A 23,023-nucleotide genomic window follows, 5' to 3' on the forward strand; every position below is an offset into this window, starting at 1 on the left:
ATTTAATTTATCAATACGTCGCTGAAATTTGCTTTGATAGAAATACTACCGTTTCCATTCCTGGATTTATTATACCCGTTAAGGATCTGGTTATCGTAAGATTTGGTAGACTTCAGCGTCATGCTTTGAGGATATTTGATAGAGCTTTGCATCCCGTTAAAATTAAAATTGAAAGCGGTTTCAGGAATATCCAATACAAGGTCACTGTTCTCCAGAGTTATGTTCAGGGTTTCAAATCCTGAACCAAGATCAGCAATTCGTAATTTGCCGAAGGAACCATTTAAAACCCCAGTCTTCTGAAGTTCCTTAATTACGATATCACTCGAATTGGATTCCAGTTTAATGCTTACCGCCTTATCTATGGTACAGCTCTTCACGAACTCGGTTCTAAGCACTCCATAATCCCAGTAGGCGATCTGAACTGGTGAATAGGCAACTTTAACATTGGTATTTGGACCCATGAGCCTGTTGGCTGAAAGCCGACTGTGGGACAGTTCGGCTTTCAGGTTCTTTACAGTGCTTCCCAGTTTAAGTTCACCATGACGTACATTCATATGCAGCTTGGCGTCATTGGGAACCCATAGCTTGATGGTCTTTTTAGATTTGGAAGTTTCCCTTCCGTCAAGAATATAGATATTGCCTCCGTTTTCCATCTGGGCTTCGAACTGCTTTCCGAATTGCTCACCCCAGGCTTCCATCTTCTTACCAAATTCCTCTCCCCAGGCTTCCATATCCTTTTCAAAGCCTTTGGCCCAGACTTCCATTTTGGCCTCATACTCTTTCTCATACTGTTCGCTGTTCTTCTCTACTTCTTTGGCCCACTTCTCCATTTTGACTTCAAAATCCTTTCCGAATTTCTTTTCAAAATTCTTTTCCCATTCCTTGAGATATTTATCACCATCTCTTTTATAGGCATCATAGTCGAATTTGATATGACTCATATTCTCTGTTAGCTCTGGCGGAAGCGGTTGTTGGGTCATGCCAGAGATCATTGGCCCCAGGTTTTCCATAAGAGGTTCCAGAATCTCGGGCAGCTGGGATAAAGCTCCTTCCAGCTGACTCATATTAAGGTCAATATCCATATTCATTCCGCCACCGGACTTGATCCTTACTTCGCCATTATCTGCTGAAGTTTGCAGGTCCCAGGCATCGAGGAATTTCTGGGTTTGCTCCTTGCTCATGCCCTCCAAGTCAATAAAAGCCTCGATCTTAACTTCATTCTTATCCCAGTTCTCTACCACGATATTGGTGTGTCGCGAATCTACCTTTACATCCACATTAGCCGAAGTCTTGTAGGTTTTGCTCAGTTTTTTGCTCTGGGCGAAGCCTGCCGCCGTGATGAAGAGCAGGCAAAGTATCATTAAATTATGCTTTGTAGTTTTCATTTCCATTATCTTTTGATTGTTGAATTTCCTTCAATTTGGTTTTTAATTTTGTGAGCAGGTCCAGTCTCAACTGCAGATTAGAGATCATGGCCTCCACGGTTTCTTCATTGATACCGGTTTCCTGGATCTCGGCATTCAATGCCTTATATTCATCATCCAGGGTTTCCAGCTTGGTCATAAATGCATCTATGAGTTCTTTATTCTCTGGAGTCATATCCAGTTTGGCAAGTTGAAGATTAAGACTTGCCATATAGTAATCTTCTATTTTCTTGAATTGAGGGGAAACATCGCTTAAACGGTATTCGTTTACCGGAGTGGTCTCCTCCTCATTGCCTTTTTCTACTACGGGTGTATCTACGATCTGGGTATTTTCATCACCAGGATTCTGCCCGGAATCGTTGAAAAAGAAGAAGCCTCCAATTCCCAGCGCCACTACCAAAATGGCAGCGATCTGTAAGATTTGATAAAAATTGCTTTTTTTCTTTTTCTCCGGGAAAGCTTCATCAAGCCTGGCTTCGAATCGATTTTGATGCCCGCTTTTAAGTCTTTCCGTGCTTATATGTTCCTCCTTGCGGAACATTTCTCTAATATCCTGTCCCATTGCTTATGGTTTTTAGTTCGTCCTGTAATTTTTTCTTTCCGCGGTGCACCAGTGTTCGTGATGCAACCTGTGTAATATCCAGTATCTCACTGATCTCTTCATGGTCATATCCTTCGATAAGGAATAACATGAGCGGATATTTATATTTTTCGGGCAGCCTATCGATCTCTCGTTTTACTTCTTCAATTCCGATTCCATCTTCCACCTGCCAGTTTTCTTCTTCCTCTACCGTGCCCATCACCTGTTCGTTGATGGCTACCAGTTCCATTCGTTTTGCCTTTAATTTATCCAGGCACTTGTTGATCACGATCTTCTTAAGCCAGGCACCAAAGGTGACTTCGCCGTTGAATTGGTGTAATTTGTTGAATGCTTTGATAAAAGCTTCCTGCATGGCATCTTCTGCCTCCATGGAATCCTTCATAAAACGTAAAGCCACATAATACATCCCCTCGCAATACTTGTTATACAGCTTGAGCTGGGCCCTCCGGCTATTTTGCTTACAAGCTTCTATTAACTGATGCTGTATCAACTTTAATTTGTTTTTTGATGGGTTAGTTCACTTTAAAGACGAGCTAAAAAACCTCGCGTTGCAAAAATTCCGAAAAAAAATTAGTTTCTGGGCAATATTCTTAAATTTAGGGATATAAGCTGAAGAAAAATGAATCCAACCTTTAAGGTATTTCTGAAGATCGCGGGTATGATCGTATTGCTGGGATTAATCCTTTTTATGATCATTAGATACACCACAAAGGCCCATAGTCCTGAGGATACGGTCATTTTTCAGAAGGATGAGCTAAGGATTGAGATTTTCTATAATCGCCCTTATAAAAAGGGAAGGGAGATATTCGGGCAGCTGGTGCCCTATAATGAAGTATGGCGAACCGGCGCCAATGAGGCCACCACCTTTGAAACCAATCATGACCTGCTGGTAGATGGCAGTTTATTACCTGCCGGAAAATATACCTTATGGACCATCCCAATGGAAAACAGCTGGAAGGTGATCTTTAATTCTGAAATGTACCCGTGGGGTATCGATATGGAGGAAAAGGCCTATAGAAATCCGGAATCTGATGCACTGGTACTCGAAAGGCCGGTTGAGAAACTTTCGCAAAACATAGACCAGTTCACCATCTTACTGGAACAGGAGGCTGAATTCATCAACATGATGTTCGTATGGGATCGCACGCTGGTAAGCCTTCCCTTAAAAATGGCAGAGGCCCCCGAAGGAGCCTCTGTTAATTAACTATTTTAATTTCCTTTTATTCTTCATCTAGTAGAAGGTTAAGGGTCACATCCACATTATCCCTGGTTGCCCTGGAATAAGGACATACTTCATGGGCTTCGTTTACCAGCTTTTCACCGGTTTCTACATCTACCCCGGGAATATAGGAATCCAGGATCACCGTTAGCTGCAGGTTTTCCTTATCGGTAACCCCAAGTTTTACGGTGGCAGTTACACTGTAATCTCCAAGATCGACCTTATGTTTTTCGGCTACATGTTCAAGGGCACTACCATAACAGGCAGAATAACCAGCTGCAAAAAGCTGCTCGGGATTTGAATAATTTCCTCCCGGCCCACCAAGGCCTTTTGGTTTTTTAAGTTCCATATCCAGAACACCATCTTCACTACGGGTGCGCCCGTTACGACCACCCTGGGTAGTTACGCTAGTTTTATACAAATTCTTCATTGCGTGAAATAATTTAAGTATTTTAGTTTCGCATCAATATACCACCCAATTGATCATGCCTCCAAATCAAATTCATAAATTTGTGCTAAATATTCCCTTCAGTTTTGAGTGAAAGCCCTAAAAAATCAGCCTTAAGCGAGTCGCAAAGCAAACCATCTTCCGGGAATGTTAGTTCCCAGTCGGCCAGTCGAATCAGGAATTTCAGAAAGAAAAAGGTTTCGATCGAACAACTGCTGAAGGATCTGCTCCAGGGAAACAAAACTGCCCTGGGCAAAGGAATTACTCTTATCGAAAGCAACCAGCTTAGCCATCAAAAACAGGCTGAACAGCTGGTGGAAGGCGCTCTTCCTTATTCTCAAAAATCGATCAGGATTGGAATAACAGGAGTCCCGGGAGTTGGAAAAAGCACTTTTATAGAAAGCTTTGGAAGTTACCTGATCTCCGAGGGCAAAAAAGTAGCCGTACTCGCGGTAGATCCCAGCAGCTCCGTCTCTCACGGAAGCATACTCGGCGATAAAACCCGTATGGAAAACCTTGTAAAGGAATCAAACGCCTTTATAAGGCCTTCCCCGAGTGGAGATTCTCTTGGCGGAGTGGCCAGGAAGACCCGCGAAAGTATCATTCTATGTGAAGCAGCCGGCTTTGATGTGATCCTTATCGAAACGGTAGGGGTTGGACAAAGCGAGACCACAGTTCATAGCATGACCGACTTTTTCCTGTTACTGAAACTGGCAGGTGCCGGTGATGAATTACAGGGCATTAAAAGAGGGATCGTGGAAATGGCCGATGCCATCGTGATCAACAAGGCCGATGGTGATAACCAGAAACCGGCCAGGGATGCGAAATTGGAATTCAACAGGGCGCTTCAGCTATATCCTGCCAAGGAAAGCGAATGGAAACCCGAAGTAAAACTGTGCAGTGCTTTATATAATGAAGGCATTCCTGAAGTCTGGAAAATGATTTCAGAATATAGGGAAAAGACAGCACAGAACGGCTATTTTGAGCATAACAGGCATCAGCAGAACAAATTCTGGCTGCACCAAACCATTAATGACCATCTCAAAAACAGGTTCTATAACGATCCGAAGATAAAATCAGCTTTAGAGGAACAACTTCAGCTTATCGAAGAAAACAAGACCACGGCCTTCGCAGCTGCTAAATATTTGCTAAGCCTGGACTGATTCATTTTTCAGGAATTTCCTGATCAAAAACTTCCGAAGTAAAAAGAACAGGTAACCAAACACCAAACCTATCAACATTCCGGTGATCACATCTCCCGGGTAGTGCACCCCAAGATAAATACGGCTATAGGAAACCAGCACGGCCCAGATGGCAAGAAAAACCACCAGTTTTGGATAATGCTCCTTGAAAATAAGACTAAGGAAAACAGCCACCCCGGTGGAATTTGCCGCATGTGCCGAAAAATAGCCAAACCTGCCACAACGTTCGGCGATGAACCGGGCATATTCCATCACTCCTTCCTGCCTGCAGGGCCGGGGTCTTTCAAAACCATGTTTGAACAGGTTCGCCAACTGATCTGTAGCAGTTATCAATAGTGCGATCACCACCATCGTAATGAGGGTTGGTTTTGAACCAAACTTCTTAAAAAGCAGATATAACAAAAAGGCATAAAGCGGGATCGCCATCCATTTATCGCTAAGGCCAATCCACAGCCAGTCCCAGGTTTCATTACCAAGGTTGTTGAGATAAAGGAAAAGCTCCCGGTCTAATTCTGAAATTCGTTCCATTAATCTTCTTCGTATCTGGATACCTCGCGATCGTAAAATTCACTGGCCTGAACGATCAGGTTTTCGGTCTCACTCGCAAGTTCCTTTTCGTCTTCCTTATCGAAGTCTTCAAACCATTCTATCTCGTCATTCTCAAGGTTGATTATAAATCGGGGGAATTCGGTATGGATCACGAAGATCGCTTCAGGATGATCGGTATTATCTCCTAATATGAATTTTGGAAGTTCCATTTATATAGCGGTATTAATTAATTCTTTAGTTCGTATCATTTTTTTGCTCAGGTAATTGAACCTGAAATATAGCAATATTGCAGAGGATGTCAAGCCTGCCAGCAGGCCAAGCCAGATTCCCATGCTTCCAAGCCTTTCTGCCTGGCCAAAATAGAAACTCACAGGGAAGCCTATCACCCAGTAGGAGATAAAGCAAATAATGGTGGGGATCTTCACGTCCTGAAGTCCTCTTAATGCTCCCAGGATCACGACCTGTATCCCGTCACTTAGCTGGAACAGTGCTGCAATTATGAGCAATTGAGCCGCAAGAGCGATCACCTCAGCATTATCGATATAAAAAACAGGTAGGATATCTTTTAATAATATGAACAGGATCGCAAAAACTGCTTCGATAAGGAAAACCAGCAAAAAGATAGAATAGCCAATTCTTCTTAGTTCCCTATAGGCTTTAAGGCCCACCTGGTTCCCTACCCTGATGGTCGCGGTAACACCAAGGCCAACGGCGATCATAAAGGTCATGGATGCCAGGTTCAGGGCGATCTGGTTTGCAGCCTGTGGATTGGTTCCCAGATTTCCTGCCAGGAAAATGGTTCCGGTAAAAATAGCTACTTCAAACAGCATTTGCAGGGCGGTAGGAAATCCCAAAGCCAGCAAACGCCTGAAAATATCCCATTTCAGCATTTCTTTTTTAGACCATTTAAAGTATTCACTGAATTTCTTCTTTCTTCTGAGTATTTCCCAAATGAACCAGAGCATAAAGAACCTAGAGATCAGAGTCCCAATAGCTGCTCCTTCAAGTTCCAGCCTCGGAAAGATCCAGATTCCGTAGATAAGAAGATAGTTAAAAACCACGTTTACCACATTAGACAACAAGGTCGCATACATGGCATAACGGGTTTGAGAAAGTCCATCGGCGAATTGTTTAAAGGCCTGGAAAGCCATTAAAGGCAACATGGAAAAGGCCACGATATTCAAATAGGGAATGGCCAGTTCTACCACCTCGGCCGGCTGGTCCAGGTAATACAGCGCCGGTTTGGCAATAAGCAGGAAAACGAACAAAAAGAGTCCGTTTAAGGTGCATAAAATAAGTCCGTGATGAAAATAACTTCTTCCGCCTTCCAGGTCGTCGGCACCATCGGCTTCGGCAATTAAGGGAGTGATGGCAAAAGAAAATCCTATTCCCAGGGACATGGCGATGAATACCAGGGCATTCCCCAGTGAAACTGCAGCCAGTGGTGCAGCTCCTAACCTGCCTATCATTAGGTTATCAACAAGCCCAACCAGCACATGCCCCAGCTGCCCCAGCATAACCGGGTAAGCGATCTTAAGGTTTTTCCTGAATTCTCTTGTATAGGCAGTTAATTGCAAAACTAAAATTTAGGTCTGCAAAGGTATAGGCTTTAAAATTCTTTTAAGCCCGAAAAAGTTGAAATCTTTAAAGGATCAGTCAGCGATCTCCTGGGTATTCTGAATAGGCTTTTCAAAGCCATACTTATCTACCAGGTAAACAAGAGAAGCCATGGTAGCCGCTCCAAGTTCCAGTTCACGTTTATTTACTTTATCAAAGGTATCGTTCGCCGCATGATGATAATCAAAATAACGCTGGGAATCGGGACGCAGTCCGGCCAGGACGGTACCACCGCCATTTAAAGGAGAAATATCGGCACCTCCGCCACCACGTTCAAAATAATGGATGAGATAGGGTTTGAATAATTTTTTCCAGGAAAGAACACTTTCAAATTGCTCCTTACTCGCTGTAATTCCAAAACCTCTGGGGGTAAACCCACCCGAATCGCTTTCCAGTGCGAAAAAATGATTTTCGCCTTTCGATTTTGCGACCTCGGCGTATTTATTACCTCCCCTAAGACCGTTCTCTTCATTCATAAAAAGCACTACCCGCAAGGTTCTCTTAGGTGTGTAACCTATTTCGCGGAACAGCCTGAGCACTTCCATGCTTTGTACTACCCCGGCTCCGTCGTCATGAGCACCATCACCAATATCCCAGGAATCCAGGTGGCCTCCCACTACCATAATATCCTCAGGAAATTCGCTACCGGTGATCTCACCAATCACGTTATAAGACTGCACGTCTTCGTGCTGCTCGCAGCTGAGTTTAAAAGAGAATTCAAGATCTTTCTGAATTTTAAGCATTCCGCTTAGATATTCGGCATCATTAGTAGAGATGGCCGCAGCCGGGATTCGGTCTTTTACTGGTAGATCGCCATAACTCATGGATCCGGTATGCGGAAAATCGTCCAGCCTGAGGTTCATAGATCTAACGATCACTCCTACTGCACCATATTTGGCTGCTTCTTTAGCTCCTGAATAACGCTGATCCACGCATCCGCCATAGGACTCAAAAGTATGGATCAGGTCTGCCCGCATGGGCCTGTTAAAAAAGACTATTTTACCTTCTATGTTTTCGCGACCGTATTCAGCCAGTTGTTCGATACCCTGCACCTCCAGCACCTGGGCTTTAGTGCCACCGGCTGGCGTAGCTATCGATCCTCCAAGGGCGGTTATATTCACATTCCTGGTTACTCCCGGCCCGGTTTGTACAAAGGCGAATTCACGTTCTCCACGCGTCCATTTTGGAACCATTACAGGCTGCAGCCACACTTTATCCAGTCCCAGTTCCTCGAGCTGTGCTTTGGTATATTCTACTGCCTGCTGTGCTTTATAGGACCCGGAAAGCCTGCCTCCAATTTCATTGGAAAGGTGATCCAGCCATTCGTAACTTTTGCCATTCAGCAATGACATGTCGTAGATCTTTCTAATGCTAAGCGAATCTGATATATACTGGTTCTGAGCCGTTGCGCTCATGGCGATCAAAAACAGCACAAGCCCCATTTTGAAGGTTTTCATCTGGATCAATTTTTGGGCTAATAAAATTAAAAATTTCAATTAAATGAAGTTTTATGTTTAATTGTTTTCCTTTTTCAACTGTTCCCTGTAAAGATCGAGGTGTTTCCTGATCTCCTGAGCAAGTTCTGGTTCCTTTATGTCCTTATATTCCTTCAGACTTTCATAAAGTATATTACATACCAGGAATCTTGCCGTTCGTTTATCATCGGCCGGAATAATATACCAGGGCGCCTTTTTTGTACTGGTTTTGTTTATCGCTTCTTCAAAATATTCCTGGTATTCATCCCATTCTTCCCGCTCCTTGAGATCCCCGGGCGAAAATTTCCAGTTCTTACTGGGTTTATCCAGTCTTCTCAGCAGTCTTTGCCGTTGTTCTTCCTTAGACAGGTGAAGAAAGAATTTAAAGATGATGGTGCCATTTTCAGCAATATGTTCCTCAAAATTTCGGATCTGTTCAAACCGGTCTTCCCAGAACTTCTCATCGATATCGTCTACGGAAGCTATTCCAGGAATATTTTCATTCAGAATATATTCCGGATGAACCCGGGTCACCAGCACATTTTCATAATGGGTGCGATTAAAAGCACCAAATTTCCCGCGCTCGGGCAGGGCTATATAATGTCTCCACAAATAATCATGCTTGAGTTCCCGGCTGGTTGGAGCCTTAAAACTATGAACCACCACTCCCCTACTATTGAAATCCTTAAAAACCTCCCTGATCAAACTGTCTTTCCCGGCCGTATCTGTACCCTGCAAACATACGAGCACCGAATACTTGCCATGCGCATACATGATATCCTGCCAGTCGCCCAGTTTCTGCCTTGTTTCTCTCATGCGCTGCCGGGTTAGATCCCTGTCCATTCCAAGGTCTACAAATGTAGGTTCCTTCTCGATCGTGATCTTTTGCTTAACACGGTAATCTTCAGAATTGAAATTTTTCATCTTGATAGCTTTGTTTTAAATATACGACCTTTAAAAATTTTTATTTTTATCTTCGCCAACAAAGAAATTCAGCTTGAACAAACAGGAAAAAGAAGAGATTATCGAAAAGGTATCTACCTTATTAAAAGAGATTCCTTCTTCGATGGATATCGTACGAACAGGCGGGAACAGGGACCGAAGATTCCGTTACCTGGCGACTCATATGGTGGAAAAGGCGATCGAAAAAGACGCGCTGATCGTTTCAGAAAACCGCCAGGGAATCGCCATACTTTTTAAGACCAGTAAAAAAGACGATAATATCTGGAAAGATCTGTGGTCTCAACTAAAACTGGTGGTGAATGTTACCGGCGTTCGTAATGCCATGAATATCCTGAAGACCCAGAAATATATCAAAGATCAGCGACCACAGGAAGGCGAATATCTATACTGCTGGTTCTGGGGAATCCTTAAGGAGTATCGCGGAGCCGAAACCCAGGTTGGTAGAGAGATGAAGGACGAATTCTTTAGAAGGGCTCACGAAACCGGTCTTGAACTATATGCTGAAACCCGCGGGAGAACGAATGCCATCGTTTACCAACGGGTTGGTTTTGATCTGTTTCACAAATGGGATCACCCAAGCGGGGACACCATGTATTTCTTAAAATACAATCCCAATAATCCAAGGAACAAAAAGTCCTAGAACCTGCTTCCGAATAATTCAACGTCTTCTTTGGTGATCTCTTTTCCACCAAGGATGAAAAGCCGTTCCACAACGTTACGCAATTCGCGAATGTTCCCGCGCCAGTCGTAATTTTTCAGTACCTCGATTGCATCACTGGTGAATTCCTTCTTATTGGTGCCCTGTTCCTGTGCGATCTTTTCGCTAAAGTATTCCACAAGAAGTGGAATATCTTCTTTACGGTCCTTGAGCGGTGGCACTTCGATAAGAATTACCGCTAGTCGGTGATAAAGGTCTTCCCTGAATTTATTCTCTTCGATCTCTTTTTTCAGGTCCTTATTGGTCGCAGCAATCACCCTTACATCTATTTTGATGTCTTTATCGCTACCAACCCTGGAGATCTTATTCTCCTGAAGCGCCCTAAGTACCTTGGCCTGTGCCGAAAGGCTCATATCGCCTATCTCATCGAGAAAAATAGTTCCTTTATTAGCGGCTTCGAATTTCCCTGCACGATCCTTGTTCGCCGAGGTAAATGCTCCTTTTACATGCCCGAATAATTCACTTTCTATCAATTCTGAAGGGATGGCGGCACAATTCACTTCTATCATGGGGCCCTTAGACCGGTCGCTCTTTTGATGAAGCCAGTGCGCTACCAGCTCTTTCCCCGTTCCGTTAGGTCCTGTTACCAATACCCTGGCATCGGTATGCGCTACTTTCTCGATGATATTTTTGATGTGTTTGATCTCGTCTGACTCACCTATCATCTCGTAATTCTTGCTCACCTTCTTCTTAAGCCGGGTATTCTCTACCTCAAGTTCCTTGCGATCCAGTGCATTGCGTACAGTGTTAAGCAAACGGTTGAGATCTGGTGGTTTTGAAATATAGTCGAAGGCTCCTATTTTCATGGTATTTACCGCCGTATCCAGATCGCCATGACCAGAGATCATCACCACCGGGATTTCGGGTTTTATCTTTTTGACTGCTTCCAGCACCTCAACACCATCCATTTTAGGCATTTTAATATCGCAAAGAATAAGGTCAAAATCTTCATCTTTGACCATATCCATCCCTGAAAGCCCATCTTCGGCCTCAGTGACTTCGTATTCTTTGCTTTCTTCGGTTAGGATCTTGTTTAAGACCCTTCTTATCGCTGCTTCATCTTCTATTAATAAAATCTTTGCCATTAGAATATTGAAAATTTTAATCCACCTCTTCCGTAAAAGGTGTTGGTTTTGTTAATTGTATATACATCATCCCTGTTACCGTCACGCAGCCTTATATCGTTAATTAGGGTATGTCCCGCATAGAAATAGAAACTTAGATGTTCGGTGATACCGTATTCATATCCCAGGCCGCTTAACAGAATCGTCATAGACATACTATCAGCAATATTATTGTTATCACTGAGACCTGGCGTGACATCAAAATTTTTCTGAACATTGGCAAAAAAGCCATCCAGTGTCACGAAAGCCTGTAAATTATGTTTATCGTTAAAATAATACTTTAAATTGGATTTTGGAGGCCCAATGCTATAAGACCATTTTTCAGTCCATCTTTTATAATAATTAATTATTGGTAACGGGAACGGAAAACCGGCTGTGGTTGAATATCTTAACCCCACGATAAGCCTCCAGGGTTCATAATATCGTTCATCTTCCTTGATCTTAACAAATAGAACAGTTCCGGTATAGATCAGGTCTTCGTTTATAATTTTCCCGGTAGAAAAATTGGAGGCGATCTTAACACCTGTTTCGGCTCCAAACCTCCATTCTTCATTTATTTTGAAGGTATAGCCCAGGGTTGTGGTGAAAGATTGAAACCTGTCCAGATCCCTGGTATTGAATACTTCGGGATCATCATAAATAAAATTGACATTCCTGTATTCAAAACCCGGGATTAGGTAGGTACCGTCTTTTTTCAACTCGAAAGGAAAAGCTATTTGAGCCCTGGCCCTGCGAAAGGAATTATCTGAATTCTTCTGGGGAAAATAAGTGAATTCCAACCTCGCAAGATCGGTAGCCTGGGAAAATACAGTCTGGCAGCAAATAAAAATTGCAAGTACGAACAGTTTACGCATCGCTATCGCCATTTAAGGGTTCCACAGCTTTCTTAGGCTCGGGATAGAACATATGCACATCTCTTTGAGGGAATGGAATGGTTATATTGTTCAGTCTGAACATATTGTTGATCTTGAACCTCAATTCACTCTTCACCTTGGGATCTACAAAACTGTCTGAAACATAAAAATGCAGGGCAAAAAGCAAGGCCGAATCCCCAAAGTCTTCGAACAAAATAAAAGGTTCTGGCTTTTTAAGTATTCCCTTCTGCTCCCTGGCACATTCCAGCAGCACCTCCCTAACCTTTTCTACATCACTGCCATAAGAAACTCCAACCTTAACCTGTTCGCGGGTGGTTTTATGGTTCTGTGTGTAGTTGAATACCGTATCGCTGATAAACTTATGATTAGGTATAATCATTACCTTATCATCTCTTGTGAGTGCCCTGGTAGTTCGTAACTTGATCTCGAAAACCCTGGCAACCCTGCCATCCATTTCGATCACATCACCCACCAGCAACGATTTATCCAGAATGATAAAAACGCCCCCAATAACATCCTGGAAAAGTTCCTGTAAGGCAAGACCAATACCTACGAAAAGTGCAGCAGAGGCGGTAAGCAGTATGGTAATATCGATCCCAGCAGAACTAAGAGTGATGAGCACTACAGCCAGGTAAACTATATATTTAATGAATTTGAAGACGCTAATGAACTTAAGCTTGTCTTCTTCCACCAGTTTAGAAGTGATAAACGAACGAATAACGCGCAGGATAATACTGGTGAGTACGAATGCGAGTACCACAAGTATCACCATCCCAACTGAAAGGTTCACCTCTTCACCCCCAATAGGGATCTTGAATCCGAATTGCCATATATCTTTAATGGTTCCCCAGATATCCTGTTCGATCACCTCGGTAACCTTTTCTTTGACTTTTTGATCCTGCATAACTAGTATTTAAGCCATTTATAGATCTCTTTATAAGTTGGTTTCTTCCCGTACATGAGGATTCCCACCCGGTATATTTTCGCCGATATCCAAAGCACCGCTATGTTGGTCCCAATAAGTACCACTATCGAGATCAAAATTTCCCACCACGGAACACCAAACGGAATTCGCATGAGCATTACTATTGGTGAAGTTAAGGGTATAATGGAAAATATCGTGGAAACCGTACCATGGGGATTCTCAACTACCGAAAAGAAGCCTACATAAATCCCTAATATCAGCGGAAGTATTATGGGAAACATGAACTGCTGTGTATCGGTCTCGCTGTCTACAGCCGCTCCAATTGCCGCATAGATAGCACTGTACAGGAAATATCCTGAAATAAAATAGATGAAAAAGAAGGTGATCAAACTGGCATAAGGCAAATTAAGAATATCCACCATCAACTGGTTGATCTCCGGTTGTGGCACCTGGTCTACGACCGTAGAGGCCGGTGTCTGCGCCGCCAGAGGATCAATACCTAGAAAAGAAGAGATCCCGAACAACAAAACGGTGCCAAGAAGTACCCAGATAACGAACTGGGTGATCCCGGCCAGGGAAGTCCCAACTACCTTACCTAATAATAACTGAATGGGCTTTACCGAAGACACGATGATCTCGATAATTCGGTTGGTCTTTTCTTCGATCACGCTGCGCATAACCATATTTCCATATATGATAATGAACATCATTAAAAGATAACCGGCAGCTCCGCCAAAGAACATCTTGATATAATTCGACATTTTAGAGCTCCGTTCCCCCGCAAAATTCTGGATATCTATATTTACCTTGGCACGTGCCTTATCGATCTCTGATACATCTATTCCCTTATCGATAAGTTGCTCCCTGGTTAATTTATCAGAAATGGTCTTCTCGATATTTTCTATAGTACCAAAACCTGGAGTATCCTTGCCGAAGAACTCCACATTGGTCTTTTCACCTGGCGCCGAAGAGATATGAATAAGTCCGAAATATTCATTGGTTAGCACTTCCTGTCGTGCATCTGCAAGATCCCTTCCCGAATAGTCGAGATACTGCACATTTTTGGTATCCTTGAATTCTGAAGCGAACATCCCGCTATCGTCATGTATCCCAATTATCTTTTGTTCGGTGCTGTTAAGCATGCTCAAATAAGCGATCAACAATATCATCCCAACAAAAATAAGCGGACTCAAAAACGTCATCACGATAAAGGTCCTGTTACGGATTCTCGCCAGGTATTCACGATGAATGATAAGCCTTAAATTACGCATTTTGGGTCACCGTTTTAATAAAAATATCGTTTACCGAAGGGATCACTTCGACAAAATGGTTGATCCGTGCCCTTGAAAGTAAAAATTGGATAAGCTCGTTCGAAGTTTCATTTTCACCTATTTTAATGCTTAGCTTAAGATCATCCTGAATACTCTTGAACCTGGCAGGCCCAACCTGGAACCGCGTTTCGAGTTCCTGCCGCAGGGTAGCCTCATCAATGGCATCCAGCCCCACTTCAAAGGTATTGGATTTATATTCTTTTTTAATTTCTGAAACCTTGCCGTCCAGCAATTTATTGGATTTATGTATAAGTGCGATATAATCACATAATTCCTCCACGCTTTCCATGCGATGGGTAGAAAAAAGAATAGTGGCTCCTTCCTCCTTTAACTGAATGATCTCATCCTTGATCAAATTGGCATTTACGGGATCGAAACCACTGAAAGGTTCGTCGAAGATGAGCAATTTTGGCCTGTGCAGCACCGTGATCACGAACTGAACTTTTTGTGCCATACCCTTAGAAAGTTCCTGTATCTTCTTATCCCACCAGTCTTCGATTTCCAGCTTCCTGAACCAAAACTTAAGGCGTTCCCTGGCTTCTGCCTTGCTAAGCCCTTTTAACCTGGCAAGATATAAAGCCTGTTCTCCAACCTTCATTGATTTATACAAACCTCTTTCTTCGGGAAGGTATCCTATATGAACGATATCATCCTGGTGTAATGGCTTTCCATCCAGGTAAACCCGGCCTTCATCGGGCATGGTTATCTGGTTTATGATCCTTAAAAAAGTGGTTTTTCCTGCCCCGTTAGGTCCTAAAAGTCCGAAAATACTTTCCCTGGGAATATTGATTGAGACATTGTTCAGTGCAGTAAAATTTCCAAAACGCTTGTAGATATTTTCTGCCACTAAAAGATTTTCCATATAGCCATTTATAGGGATTTTAAAGATATACAAATACAGAGAGAGTGGGAGCCGATTAAGAAGATTTTATAATTTGCAGGCCCCCCTGAAAGCACAAAACCCACCCTTAATTAAATTAAGGATGGGAAAAAAATTGCTATGAAAAAGAAAAATTATCACTAATAGACTTAGTGATAATCAAATATATAAATTTTTTCTTAAAACCATCTTTTTAAGAAAACATATCTTTTACTTTCTCAAAGAAGCTTTTGTCGCTTTTTTCGGGACTTGGCCTGAAGTTCTCGTCTTCAGCCATACGCTCGAAGAATTCTTTTTGTTCTCTGGAAAGGGTTTTAGGTGTCCAAACATTTACATGAACTAGCAGATCTCCCTTGCCATATCCATTAATACTGTTGATCCCTTTACCCCGAAGTCTAAGAATTTTACCAGACTGAACGCCTTCATCGATCTTGATACGCACCTTTCCGGTTACCGTATCGATCTCTTTCGAGGTTCCTAACGCGGCTTCAGAAAAACTGATATAAAGATCATAATGAAGGTTATCTCCTTCTCTTTGCAGGCTTGGATGTTCCTTCTCCTGGATGGCTACCAGCAGATCTCCGGGAATACCATTTCCGGGGGCATCATTACCTTTTCCTGCTACTTTTAGCTGCATGCCGTCTTCAACTCCCGCCGGGATCTTGATAGAAACGGTTTCCTCGCTGGTTACCAGCCCCTGTGCATCGGCACCTTCCGGCTTTTTATCGATTATCTGGCCGCTACCGCCACAGGTCGTACATGGAGAAGCGGTTTGCATTCTACCAAGTATGGTATTGGTAACCCTGGTCACCTGTCCCGTACCGTTACAGGTACTACAGGTTTTATAGGTAGTACCGGGTGCCTGTACTTTACGCTTTACCTTGATCTTCTTCTCACAACCATTGGCTATTTCTTCCAGCGTTAAGCTTACCCTGATACGAAGATTGCTACCTTTGGCACGTCTCTGGCCGCCTCCAAAACCGCCGCCAAAGCCACCGAAGCCACCTCCAAAACCGCCGCCGAATATATCGCCGAACTGGCTGAAGATGTCATCCATGTTCATTCCGCCGCCGCCAAAGCCACCGCCTTCAAAGGCCTGGTGCCCAAAACGATCATATTTGGCTCGCTTCTCCTGGTTGCCTAAAACTTCATATGCCTCAGCAGATTTTTTGAACATATCTTCTGCTTTTGAATCGCCCGGATTTTTATCGGGGTGATATTTCAAAGCCATTTTTCGATATGCTTTCTTGATTTCGGCTGCTGAAGCGTCTTTACTAACGCCTAATATTTCGTAATAATCTTCTTTCATTTCTGATTTTTACTAATTCGTAAAAAGTTTTTACTGGCCGGTAACTACTTTGGGATACCTTATAATTCTTTCGCCCAGTTTATAACCTGGCTCCACTACATCAACAATCTTGCCTTTAAGATCATCTGAAGGTGCAGGAATTTGAGTAATAGCCTCATGAACTTCGGCATCAAAGACATCTCCCTTTTCTACAATCATCCTCTCCAGTCCTTTAGCCTTCAGGGTTTCCTTCAATTTATTATGAATAAGCTCGATCCCGCGAATCAGCTCTTCATCGCCAGATTTTCTCATTTCATTCAGGGCCCTGTCAAAATCGTCCATTACCGGCAGCATGGCTGTCAATACTTCCTGATTGGCAGTCTTGAACAATTCCAGTCTTTCTTTAGAAGTACGCCTTTTATAGTTCTCAAATTCAGCGAAAAGTCTTAAAAACTTATCTTTTTCTTTCTGAAGTTCCTCCTTTAATCGGTCTTCTTCAGAAAACTCCATATCGTCTGTATCAGGCTTTTCATGCGCGGCCATCTCTTCTTCTTCCACCTCATCAATTGCGTTATCTATGGCTTCTTCTACCTGATCCTTGATTTCCTTATCGTGCTTGGTTTTATCTTTTTTCTGACTCATTTCAAAACAATTTCATTTCAGGCTCTATTAGTCAAATTCGTTGCCAATCGATTCAAAATGTCAAAATGTCACAAGATTTATTTAATAAAACTTTAGGAACTCGGTTTATATTTCTGACTAATTTTGCCCCGAACTTTAAAAAACCTAAATACTATGAAAAGGATATTTTTTAATTTAATGTTCGTTGCAGCCACAACCCTGGCTTTAACGTCCTGTAAGAATAACAGTAACGAGGCAGAGACTTCGGAAGCTCAGGAAGTAGCTACTGCCGAGGCTGAAGCAGCCAAATTCAGCGTTGATACCGAAGCATCGGTTATCGAATGGCAGGGATCCAAACCTACCGGAAACCATACCGGAACCATTAGCATCGCGCAAGGTACTTTTATGGCTACCGACAGCCTTATCCAGAGTGGAAACTTTGTGATAGATATGAATTCTATTGAAGTGACCGATCTTGAGGGTGAAGATAAGACCGATCTTGAAGCTCACCTGAAAGGAACCGTAGAGGGACAGGAAGGAGATTTCTTCAATGTGAACAAATTTCCAGAAGCTACCTTTGAAGTTACCGGGATCACCGAGAAGGAAGGACAAAAAATGCTTCAGGGAAACCTTACCATTAAAGAGGAAACCAAGAACATTTCTATTCCTGTAAGCATTAACCAGGATGGAGAGAATATCCAGATCACCAGCGAACAATTCGCAATAGACCGCACAAAATGGAACGTGAACTATGGTTCAAAATCTGTTTTTGACGGGCTTGGTGACAACTTTATCAATGACGATATTGAATTAACGATCGATCTTAAAGCCAAAAAGGCCTAGATCATCAATCGTATAGAAAAAGAAAAGACCGCTAATTGCGGTCTTTTTTTTATTTTAGGTAAGATCTGCCAGCGCCCTGGCCAGGTTCTTATATTTAAAATTATACCCGGCGGCTTCTATCTTTTTACAACTCACTAACTGACTCGACAGTACGATCTGCGACATTTCTCCCAGCATTGCTTTAAGGGCAAATTTTGGAACATTGGGCAACCAGACCGATTTCCCCATTTGTTTGGCCAGCTCTTTTGTGAGCTCCTCATTGGTCACAGGGTTTGGCGCCACCGCATTATAAACACCTGTTAGGTTATTTTCGATCGCGAACAGAAAAATGCCGGCAAGGTCTTCAATATGTATCCATGACTGCCACTGCTTGCCACTTCCCAGGGCAGACCCCATGTTAAGCGATACCGGCTTTTTGATTTTTTCAAGCATTCCTCCTTCTTCTGCCAGCACCAGGCCAATTCGAATTTTGGCCACATCAATGCCAAGACTTTCGAATTCATCGGCTGAAGCTTCCCATTTCCTTACTACTTCACCTACAAAATTGTCGGCAATGGATTCATCGTCTTCATGGTATAATTTTTCAAGAGAACTGGGATAAACGCCAATGGCACTCGCCGAAATGAAATTTTCAACCTGGTGATCATTATCGGCCAGGGTTTTCAGAAGTAATTTAGCCGTTTTAACCCGGCTGTTAATAATCGCCTTTTTGTAGGATGGCGACCAGGGTTCTGCAATACTGGCTCCGGCAAGGTGCACGATTGTTGTCACTTCTTCCAGGCAACCCTGTTCAATCTCATCAGATTTTGGATCCCAGTAGAAGCCCTGGTAATTTTCCTTTTTCTCGATCTTGGATTTACTGGTAGTGAGATAATTGACCTTTATTCCTTTCTCGTGACAAAGACCAACCAGTTTCTCTCCAATCATTCCCGTGGCTCCGGTTATTAAAACGCGCATGTTTTTTCTTTTGAAGATAAAAAAGTAATCACGCCCGTGCCTTGTATTTATTAGAGGTTTAACGGATTAGAACCTAACTTTTAACAGCCCTTAACATTTCTCGTTTCCCGGGTGGCCCAGGCAGCTTTTCCACCTGGAAACCATTGGCTTGCATGGCCCGTCTTACGCTTCCCTTAGCCGCATAAGTAACCAGTATCCCATTACTTCTGAGCGCCCGGTACATAAGACTAAAAATTTCTTCGGTCCATAATTCAGGCTGAACACGTGCACCAAAAGCATCAAAATAGATCAGGTCGTATGCCGCCTCATCCCTGATTTCCTTAAAATCCTTTTTTTGTTTGGTAAGCTGAAAAGCTTCAGAAACATCGCCTTTCTTTTCCCATTCCTGTTGATGCATTGCATTGAATACCCAATCTTTTTCTGAAGCCGAAACAACTTCGGGATAATTGAGCCTTTCTATCTCTTCCAGTTTTACAGGAAAAGCCTCCACTCCGGTATAATCTATCTTCAGTTTTAATTTTTCAGCTTCAAGAAAAGTAAGGAAAGCGTTTAATCCTGTTCCGAAGCCTATTTCCAGGATATCGATCTTCTCAATACTCCTATCGTCAACCAGCTTGTGCAAACCCATCTTCAGGAATACATGCCGGGCTTCCTGGACCGCACCGTGTTTTGAATGGTACTGCTCGTTCCATTCGGGTAAATGAATGGTTACCGAACCATCGGCGGTTTGTATGATCTTGCGTTCCAAATTATTGTTTTATCAAAACCCCGTTAGCTAAAAATCCCGGGGATCTTTTTGGCTGAAGGATCGCGGCGATTTCTTCTTCTGACTTACCTGCATCCTCGGCGAAATGTTTCTGGTCTTCAACCGAAGTCTCTTCAATAAAGGCAACGCCTTCTACGACCACTTCTTTTCCTTCGATGTCTTTCGGAACAAAAAAGCCATAATCCTTAAATTTAACCATTGGCTCCTCTTCCATATCCGGAAGATTCAGGGTCATCCAGCAACCTTTCATTTTACAAACGCTGTTCACGCTGGTTCTGAATTTGACCTTGACCGTGTCCCCTAATTTCAGGTTCTGAAATTTTTCAGACATTTCTTCAGCAGTCAGTGCACCTTCAGCCGAGATATTAGCACCAAAACCTGAAAAGTTCTCCTGGGTTTCTTCCAGTTGTGCGATTTGCTTATTCTTATTTTCATCCTTGTTTCCGCAGCTCAACAAAAAAAGTGATGTTAATGCCACAATCCATATATTTTTCATCCTTAGGGTATTTAGTATGCCAAATTTACCAAAACTTTAGATTTTGATTCTTCTATTAAATGGGTAAATTTGTTGACTTAACAAATACAACCAATACGCACTCTCATGATAGATATACAAAAAGCTCCCAGTTCTAAGTTAGACCAGGTAAACTTCGATAACCTTACTTTCGGGCAGGTTTTTACAGACCATATGATGGAGTGCGATTTTAAGGACGGAAAATGGCAAAAACCTATCATCAAAGAATACGGACCGATCTGTTTGCAGCCATCAGCCAGGGTGTTCCATTACGGGCAGGCCGTTTTTGAAGGTATGAAAGCTTATAAGGATGCCGATGAAAGGATCTGGCTTTTCAGGCCAGACCAGAATTTCGAGCGCATCAATAAATCGGCCAAGCGACTTGCCATTCCTGAATTTCCTAAGGAATATTTCTTTAATGCCCTTGGAGAGCTTTTAAAGATCGATAAGGCATGGATCAAACAGGGGTTTGGAAACAGCCTTTATATAAGACCATTCGTGATCGCTTCAGAAGCCGGGGTTTCTGCTTCTGCAGCTAACGAATATAAGTTCATGATCATCTGCTCCCCTGCACAGGCCTATTACAGCGGGGAAGTAAGGGTGAAATTTTCAGAAAAATATAGTCGTGCTGCCGATGGTGGTGTTGGATTTGCGAAAGCAGCAGGTAACTATGGTGCACAGTTCTATCCTACCAACCTGGCCAAGGAAGAAGGCTATCAGCAGATCATCTGGACCGATGCCAATTCACACGAATACCTGGAAGAGGCCGGAACCATGAACATTTTCTTCAGGATTGGAGATAAATTGATCACTGCTCCCACCAGCGACAGGATCCTGGATGGTGTCACCCGTAAAAGTGTTCTTACACTGGCCGAGGAATATAATATCGAAACCGAGGTGAGAAGGGTTAGCGTTAAGGAAATAGTTGAAGCTGCTGAAAAAGGCGAACTTAAAGAAATGTTTGGTTCGGGAACAGCGACGGTTATTAATCCTATCGTAGGTTTCGGGCACAAAGGCAAAAAGTTCGAATTGCCAAAACTGGAGGATTCTTATGCAAGATTCTTTAAGGACAAACTAATGAAGATACAATACAATGAAGCTGAAGATAAATTCGGCTGGAGATACGAGGTGAAATAATTTAGCCCAAAACAGCACCAAAATCCCGGATTTTCCGGGATTTTTTATTTGGGTGGGAAGATCACCGGGATGTGATATTGTTTATCATTTTCTGGCAAGCCTGACGGGTTCGCACGTTCCAGCAACAGGTATCCCCTTTCATCATCTGGTGCATCAAATTCGATCCTGCCTTCGAAATTCACAAAATTAGTGGTCATCCATTCTCCTTTGGCTGAAATATAGCTTTCGGCGATTATTTTAAAATCCCTGTCCAGTAGCTTAAGCGGTGCATCGCCTTCAAAGAACCAGTTGCCTTTAGCTTTTCCTTTAATTTCAAGAGGTGAGGATATATCCTCGTTAGGCAAGGGTTCTTCCAGCCTGATCCAGTCCGAAATATTCTCTTCCTGAGAAGCTTGAAACTCGAAGCTATTGAGTACCTGAAGCAATTTTTTCCTGGCAGATCCATCAATTTCCCCGGAAAAGCTTGTACGGTCCTTTCCCATGGGATCGCAATTTCGCATCTCCTTCTGCTTGCCTTCCGCATCAAAACATTCAGCCTTAAAATCTGAAACCGGGAAATGAATAAAAATTCCACCATATTCTTCCCAGGCAGCAGGCATATTCCGAAGTTTTAAATAATAAGCCCAGGCCTCACCATTCTCCAGTAAATAAACGGTGCTTTCGGCCTTATCAATCGGAATAGTGATGGAACCCTGTGGTTGCCAGTTTTGCAGATCCTCCCTTCTTCCGGATGGCCCATCCACGCCAAAACCTTCAGGCAGGATAGCGATGAAAGTGAGTTCTGGCTCTTCATGAATGGCAAATGGTGGGTTAGATCCGTCCTTTGGATCGAAAATATTGATAACGGGACTATCGCCGGGAAGCTGGGATTCCAGCAGCCTGAATTTCTTAGGATAGCTTATTGAAAATCCAAACTCCTTGCTGGAATAGGTTTCAGACAGAGAAATTTCAGGTTTTAAAGGCACCTTATAATTTTCCTGGTTTTCTTCCTTTTTTTCAGCATTCTTACAGGAAAGCAAAAGCCCGAGGATCATAAAGAAATAGACAGGTCTCATCTTTTTCTTTTAAGATAAGAACGAGAGAATTGGATAGTTTTAAAATTCTCTAAAATCTGATCCTTATTTTTTTAAAATTTTATCGATGTCGGGTTTAAAATAATCAGGCCCTTTGAGCACCTTGCCATCATCGCGATAAATGGGTTTACCATCGGCCCCGAGTTTGCTCATATTACTGGCCTGTATCTCCTCGAAGACTTCTTCGATCTTATATTGCATCCCATGTTCGATAATGGTGCCGCATAGAATATACAGCATATCGCCTAGCGCATCGGCCACTTCGGCAAGATCATTATTACTGGCCGCCTCGAGGTATTCTTCGTTTTCCTCCTTCATGAGATTATATCTCAACAGGTTTTTGGCCTTTCCAAGATCGGCCACCGGGTGTTCATTGATCCCAAGGCCAAAAGCCGAATGAAATTCCCTAACGGCATCAATTTTTTTCTTCATGGTGCGTAAATTCTGAAAAACTTAACTTTGCGTAAAAATAA

Annotated in this window: 26 protein-coding genes; 5 read left to right on the forward strand and 21 right to left on the reverse strand. The window is 42.8% G+C overall.

Annotation, left to right across the window (positions count from 1 at the left end; translation table 11 throughout):
* Positions 1 to 2: 2 nt before the first annotated feature.
* The 3 genes from MKO06_RS00385 to MKO06_RS00395 are packed head-to-tail and all read right to left on the reverse strand — an operon-like array spanning position 3 to position 2,515.
* Positions 3 to 1,385, reverse strand: a complete 1,383-nt coding sequence (locus MKO06_RS00385; protein WP_241550356.1) for a hypothetical protein — start codon at positions 1,383 to 1,385, stop codon at positions 3 to 5.
* Complete coding sequence (locus MKO06_RS00390; protein WP_241550357.1) at positions 1,366 to 1,986, reverse strand: hypothetical protein; 621 nt, start codon at positions 1,984 to 1,986, stop codon at positions 1,366 to 1,368. The genes MKO06_RS00385 and MKO06_RS00390 overlap by 20 nt, the downstream gene beginning before the upstream one ends.
* Positions 1,970 to 2,515 carry an RNA polymerase sigma factor gene (locus tag MKO06_RS00395; protein ID WP_241550358.1) on the reverse strand — a complete coding sequence of 182 codons (546 nt, stop codon included), beginning with the start codon at positions 2,513 to 2,515 and terminating at the stop codon, positions 1,970 to 1,972. The genes MKO06_RS00390 and MKO06_RS00395 overlap by 17 nt, the downstream gene beginning before the upstream one ends.
* A gap of 129 nt (positions 2,516 to 2,644) precedes the next feature.
* Here MKO06_RS00395 and MKO06_RS00400 point away from each other — a divergent pair, with 129 nt between their 5' ends.
* Positions 2,645 to 3,229: a DUF2911 domain-containing protein gene (locus MKO06_RS00400; RefSeq protein WP_241550359.1), complete on the forward strand. Its 585-nt coding sequence runs from the start codon at positions 2,645 to 2,647 to the stop codon at positions 3,227 to 3,229.
* Positions 3,230 to 3,245: 16 nt separating this feature from the next.
* On the opposite strand, the gene MKO06_RS00405 is transcribed toward MKO06_RS00400, so the two are convergent.
* A complete protein-coding gene (locus MKO06_RS00405; protein WP_241550360.1) occupies positions 3,246 to 3,674 on the reverse strand; it encodes an Ohr family peroxiredoxin in 429 nt (142 codons plus the stop codon).
* Positions 3,675 to 3,778: 104 nt separating this feature from the next.
* Here MKO06_RS00405 and meaB point away from each other — a divergent pair, with 104 nt between their 5' ends.
* Entirely contained in the window at positions 3,779 to 4,855 is a 1,077-nt protein-coding gene (meaB, locus tag MKO06_RS00410; RefSeq protein WP_241550361.1) for a methylmalonyl Co-A mutase-associated GTPase MeaB, read from the forward strand.
* On the opposite strand, the gene MKO06_RS00415 is transcribed toward meaB, so the two are convergent.
* From MKO06_RS00415 to MKO06_RS00435, 5 genes are all read right to left on the reverse strand, one after another.
* Positions 4,841 to 5,422: a phosphatase PAP2 family protein gene (locus tag MKO06_RS00415; RefSeq protein WP_241550362.1), complete on the reverse strand. Its 582-nt coding sequence runs from the start codon at positions 5,420 to 5,422 to the stop codon at positions 4,841 to 4,843. The two genes, meaB and MKO06_RS00415, sit on opposite strands and share 15 nt — an antisense overlap.
* Positions 5,422 to 5,652 (reverse strand): hypothetical protein, encoded by a 231-nt coding sequence (locus MKO06_RS00420; RefSeq protein WP_241550363.1) that lies wholly within the window; start codon positions 5,650 to 5,652, stop codon positions 5,422 to 5,424. The genes MKO06_RS00415 and MKO06_RS00420 overlap by 1 nt, the downstream gene beginning before the upstream one ends.
* Positions 5,653 to 7,020: an MATE family efflux transporter gene (locus MKO06_RS00425; protein ID WP_241550364.1), complete on the reverse strand. Its 1,368-nt coding sequence runs from the start codon at positions 7,018 to 7,020 to the stop codon at positions 5,653 to 5,655.
* Positions 7,021 to 7,095: 75 nt separating this feature from the next.
* The gene (locus MKO06_RS00430) at positions 7,096 to 8,517 is read right to left on the reverse strand and encodes a M20/M25/M40 family metallo-hydrolase (protein WP_241550365.1); all 1,422 of its coding nucleotides are present in this window, start codon (positions 8,515 to 8,517) and stop codon (positions 7,096 to 7,098) included.
* Positions 8,518 to 8,574: 57 nt separating this feature from the next.
* Positions 8,575 to 9,459, reverse strand: coding sequence for a PPK2 family polyphosphate kinase (locus tag MKO06_RS00435; protein ID WP_241550366.1), 885 nt, complete (start codon positions 9,457 to 9,459; stop codon positions 8,575 to 8,577).
* Between the two features lie 73 nt (positions 9,460 to 9,532).
* Here MKO06_RS00435 and MKO06_RS00440 point away from each other — a divergent pair, with 73 nt between their 5' ends.
* The gene (locus MKO06_RS00440; RefSeq protein ID WP_241550367.1) at positions 9,533 to 10,138 is read left to right on the forward strand and encodes a hypothetical protein; all 606 of its coding nucleotides are present in this window, start codon (positions 9,533 to 9,535) and stop codon (positions 10,136 to 10,138) included.
* Here the strand turns inward: MKO06_RS00440 and MKO06_RS00445 are convergent.
* The 7 genes from MKO06_RS00445 to MKO06_RS00475 all read right to left on the reverse strand — a co-directional run bounded on the left by MKO06_RS00445 (position 10,135) and on the right by MKO06_RS00475 (position 17,281).
* Positions 10,135 to 11,301: a sigma-54-dependent transcriptional regulator gene (locus MKO06_RS00445; RefSeq protein WP_241550368.1), complete on the reverse strand. Its 1,167-nt coding sequence runs from the start codon at positions 11,299 to 11,301 to the stop codon at positions 10,135 to 10,137. The two genes, MKO06_RS00440 and MKO06_RS00445, sit on opposite strands and share 4 nt — an antisense overlap.
* Positions 11,301 to 12,194, reverse strand: a complete 894-nt coding sequence (locus MKO06_RS00450; RefSeq protein ID WP_241550369.1) for a DUF6268 family outer membrane beta-barrel protein — start codon at positions 12,192 to 12,194, stop codon at positions 11,301 to 11,303. Before MKO06_RS00450 ends, MKO06_RS00445 begins: the two co-directional genes overlap by 1 nt.
* The gene (locus MKO06_RS00455; protein WP_241550370.1) at positions 12,187 to 13,119 is read right to left on the reverse strand and encodes a mechanosensitive ion channel family protein; all 933 of its coding nucleotides are present in this window, start codon (positions 13,117 to 13,119) and stop codon (positions 12,187 to 12,189) included. The genes MKO06_RS00450 and MKO06_RS00455 overlap by 8 nt, the downstream gene beginning before the upstream one ends.
* 2 nt (positions 13,120 to 13,121) lie before the next feature.
* Positions 13,122 to 14,411: an ABC transporter permease gene (locus tag MKO06_RS00460; protein WP_241550371.1), complete on the reverse strand. Its 1,290-nt coding sequence runs from the start codon at positions 14,409 to 14,411 to the stop codon at positions 13,122 to 13,124.
* Positions 14,404 to 15,333 carry an ABC transporter ATP-binding protein gene (locus MKO06_RS00465; protein ID WP_241550372.1) on the reverse strand — a complete coding sequence of 310 codons (930 nt, stop codon included), beginning with the start codon at positions 15,331 to 15,333 and terminating at the stop codon, positions 14,404 to 14,406. Before MKO06_RS00465 ends, MKO06_RS00460 begins: the two co-directional genes overlap by 8 nt.
* Before the next feature lie 211 nt (positions 15,334 to 15,544).
* Entirely contained in the window at positions 15,545 to 16,660 is a 1,116-nt protein-coding gene (gene dnaJ, locus MKO06_RS00470) for a molecular chaperone DnaJ (RefSeq protein ID WP_241550373.1), read from the reverse strand.
* Positions 16,661 to 16,690: 30 nt separating this feature from the next.
* Complete coding sequence (locus tag MKO06_RS00475) at positions 16,691 to 17,281, reverse strand: nucleotide exchange factor GrpE (protein ID WP_241550374.1); 591 nt, start codon at positions 17,279 to 17,281, stop codon at positions 16,691 to 16,693.
* 153 nt (positions 17,282 to 17,434) lie between these two features.
* Here MKO06_RS00475 and MKO06_RS00480 point away from each other — a divergent pair, with 153 nt between their 5' ends.
* The gene (locus MKO06_RS00480; RefSeq protein WP_241550375.1) at positions 17,435 to 18,103 is read left to right on the forward strand and encodes a YceI family protein; all 669 of its coding nucleotides are present in this window, start codon (positions 17,435 to 17,437) and stop codon (positions 18,101 to 18,103) included.
* A gap of 54 nt (positions 18,104 to 18,157) precedes the next feature.
* Here MKO06_RS00480 and MKO06_RS00485 read toward each other — a convergent pair whose 3' ends face one another.
* The 3 genes from MKO06_RS00485 to MKO06_RS00495 all read right to left on the reverse strand — a co-directional run bounded on the left by MKO06_RS00485 (position 18,158) and on the right by MKO06_RS00495 (position 20,322).
* Complete coding sequence (locus tag MKO06_RS00485; RefSeq protein WP_241550376.1) at positions 18,158 to 19,060, reverse strand: TIGR01777 family oxidoreductase; 903 nt, start codon at positions 19,058 to 19,060, stop codon at positions 18,158 to 18,160.
* A gap of 73 nt (positions 19,061 to 19,133) precedes the next feature.
* A complete protein-coding gene (gene mnmC2, locus MKO06_RS00490; protein WP_241550377.1) occupies positions 19,134 to 19,808 on the reverse strand; it encodes a tRNA (5-methylaminomethyl-2-thiouridine)(34)-methyltransferase MnmC2 in 675 nt (224 codons plus the stop codon).
* A gap of 1 nt (position 19,809) precedes the next feature.
* Positions 19,810 to 20,322: a DUF4920 domain-containing protein gene (locus MKO06_RS00495; protein ID WP_241550378.1), complete on the reverse strand. Its 513-nt coding sequence runs from the start codon at positions 20,320 to 20,322 to the stop codon at positions 19,810 to 19,812.
* A 105-nt stretch (positions 20,323 to 20,427) separates the two neighbouring features.
* Between MKO06_RS00495 and MKO06_RS00500 the strand changes: the two genes are divergently transcribed.
* Positions 20,428 to 21,477: a branched-chain amino acid aminotransferase gene (locus MKO06_RS00500; RefSeq protein ID WP_241550379.1), complete on the forward strand. Its 1,050-nt coding sequence runs from the start codon at positions 20,428 to 20,430 to the stop codon at positions 21,475 to 21,477.
* A gap of 44 nt (positions 21,478 to 21,521) precedes the next feature.
* On the opposite strand, the gene MKO06_RS00505 is transcribed toward MKO06_RS00500, so the two are convergent.
* Both MKO06_RS00505 and MKO06_RS00510 read right to left on the reverse strand, forming a co-directional pair.
* Positions 21,522 to 22,532: a Gmad2 immunoglobulin-like domain-containing protein gene (locus MKO06_RS00505; protein ID WP_241550380.1), complete on the reverse strand. Its 1,011-nt coding sequence runs from the start codon at positions 22,530 to 22,532 to the stop codon at positions 21,522 to 21,524.
* A gap of 63 nt (positions 22,533 to 22,595) precedes the next feature.
* Positions 22,596 to 22,982, reverse strand: a complete 387-nt coding sequence (locus tag MKO06_RS00510) for a nucleoside triphosphate pyrophosphohydrolase family protein (protein ID WP_241550381.1) — start codon at positions 22,980 to 22,982, stop codon at positions 22,596 to 22,598.
* Between the last annotated feature and the right edge of the window lie 41 nt (positions 22,983 to 23,023).

This window comes from Christiangramia oceanisediminis (genome assembly GCF_022570735.2).
GTDB classification, from domain to species: Bacteria; Bacteroidota; Bacteroidia; order Flavobacteriales; family Flavobacteriaceae; genus Christiangramia; species Christiangramia oceanisediminis.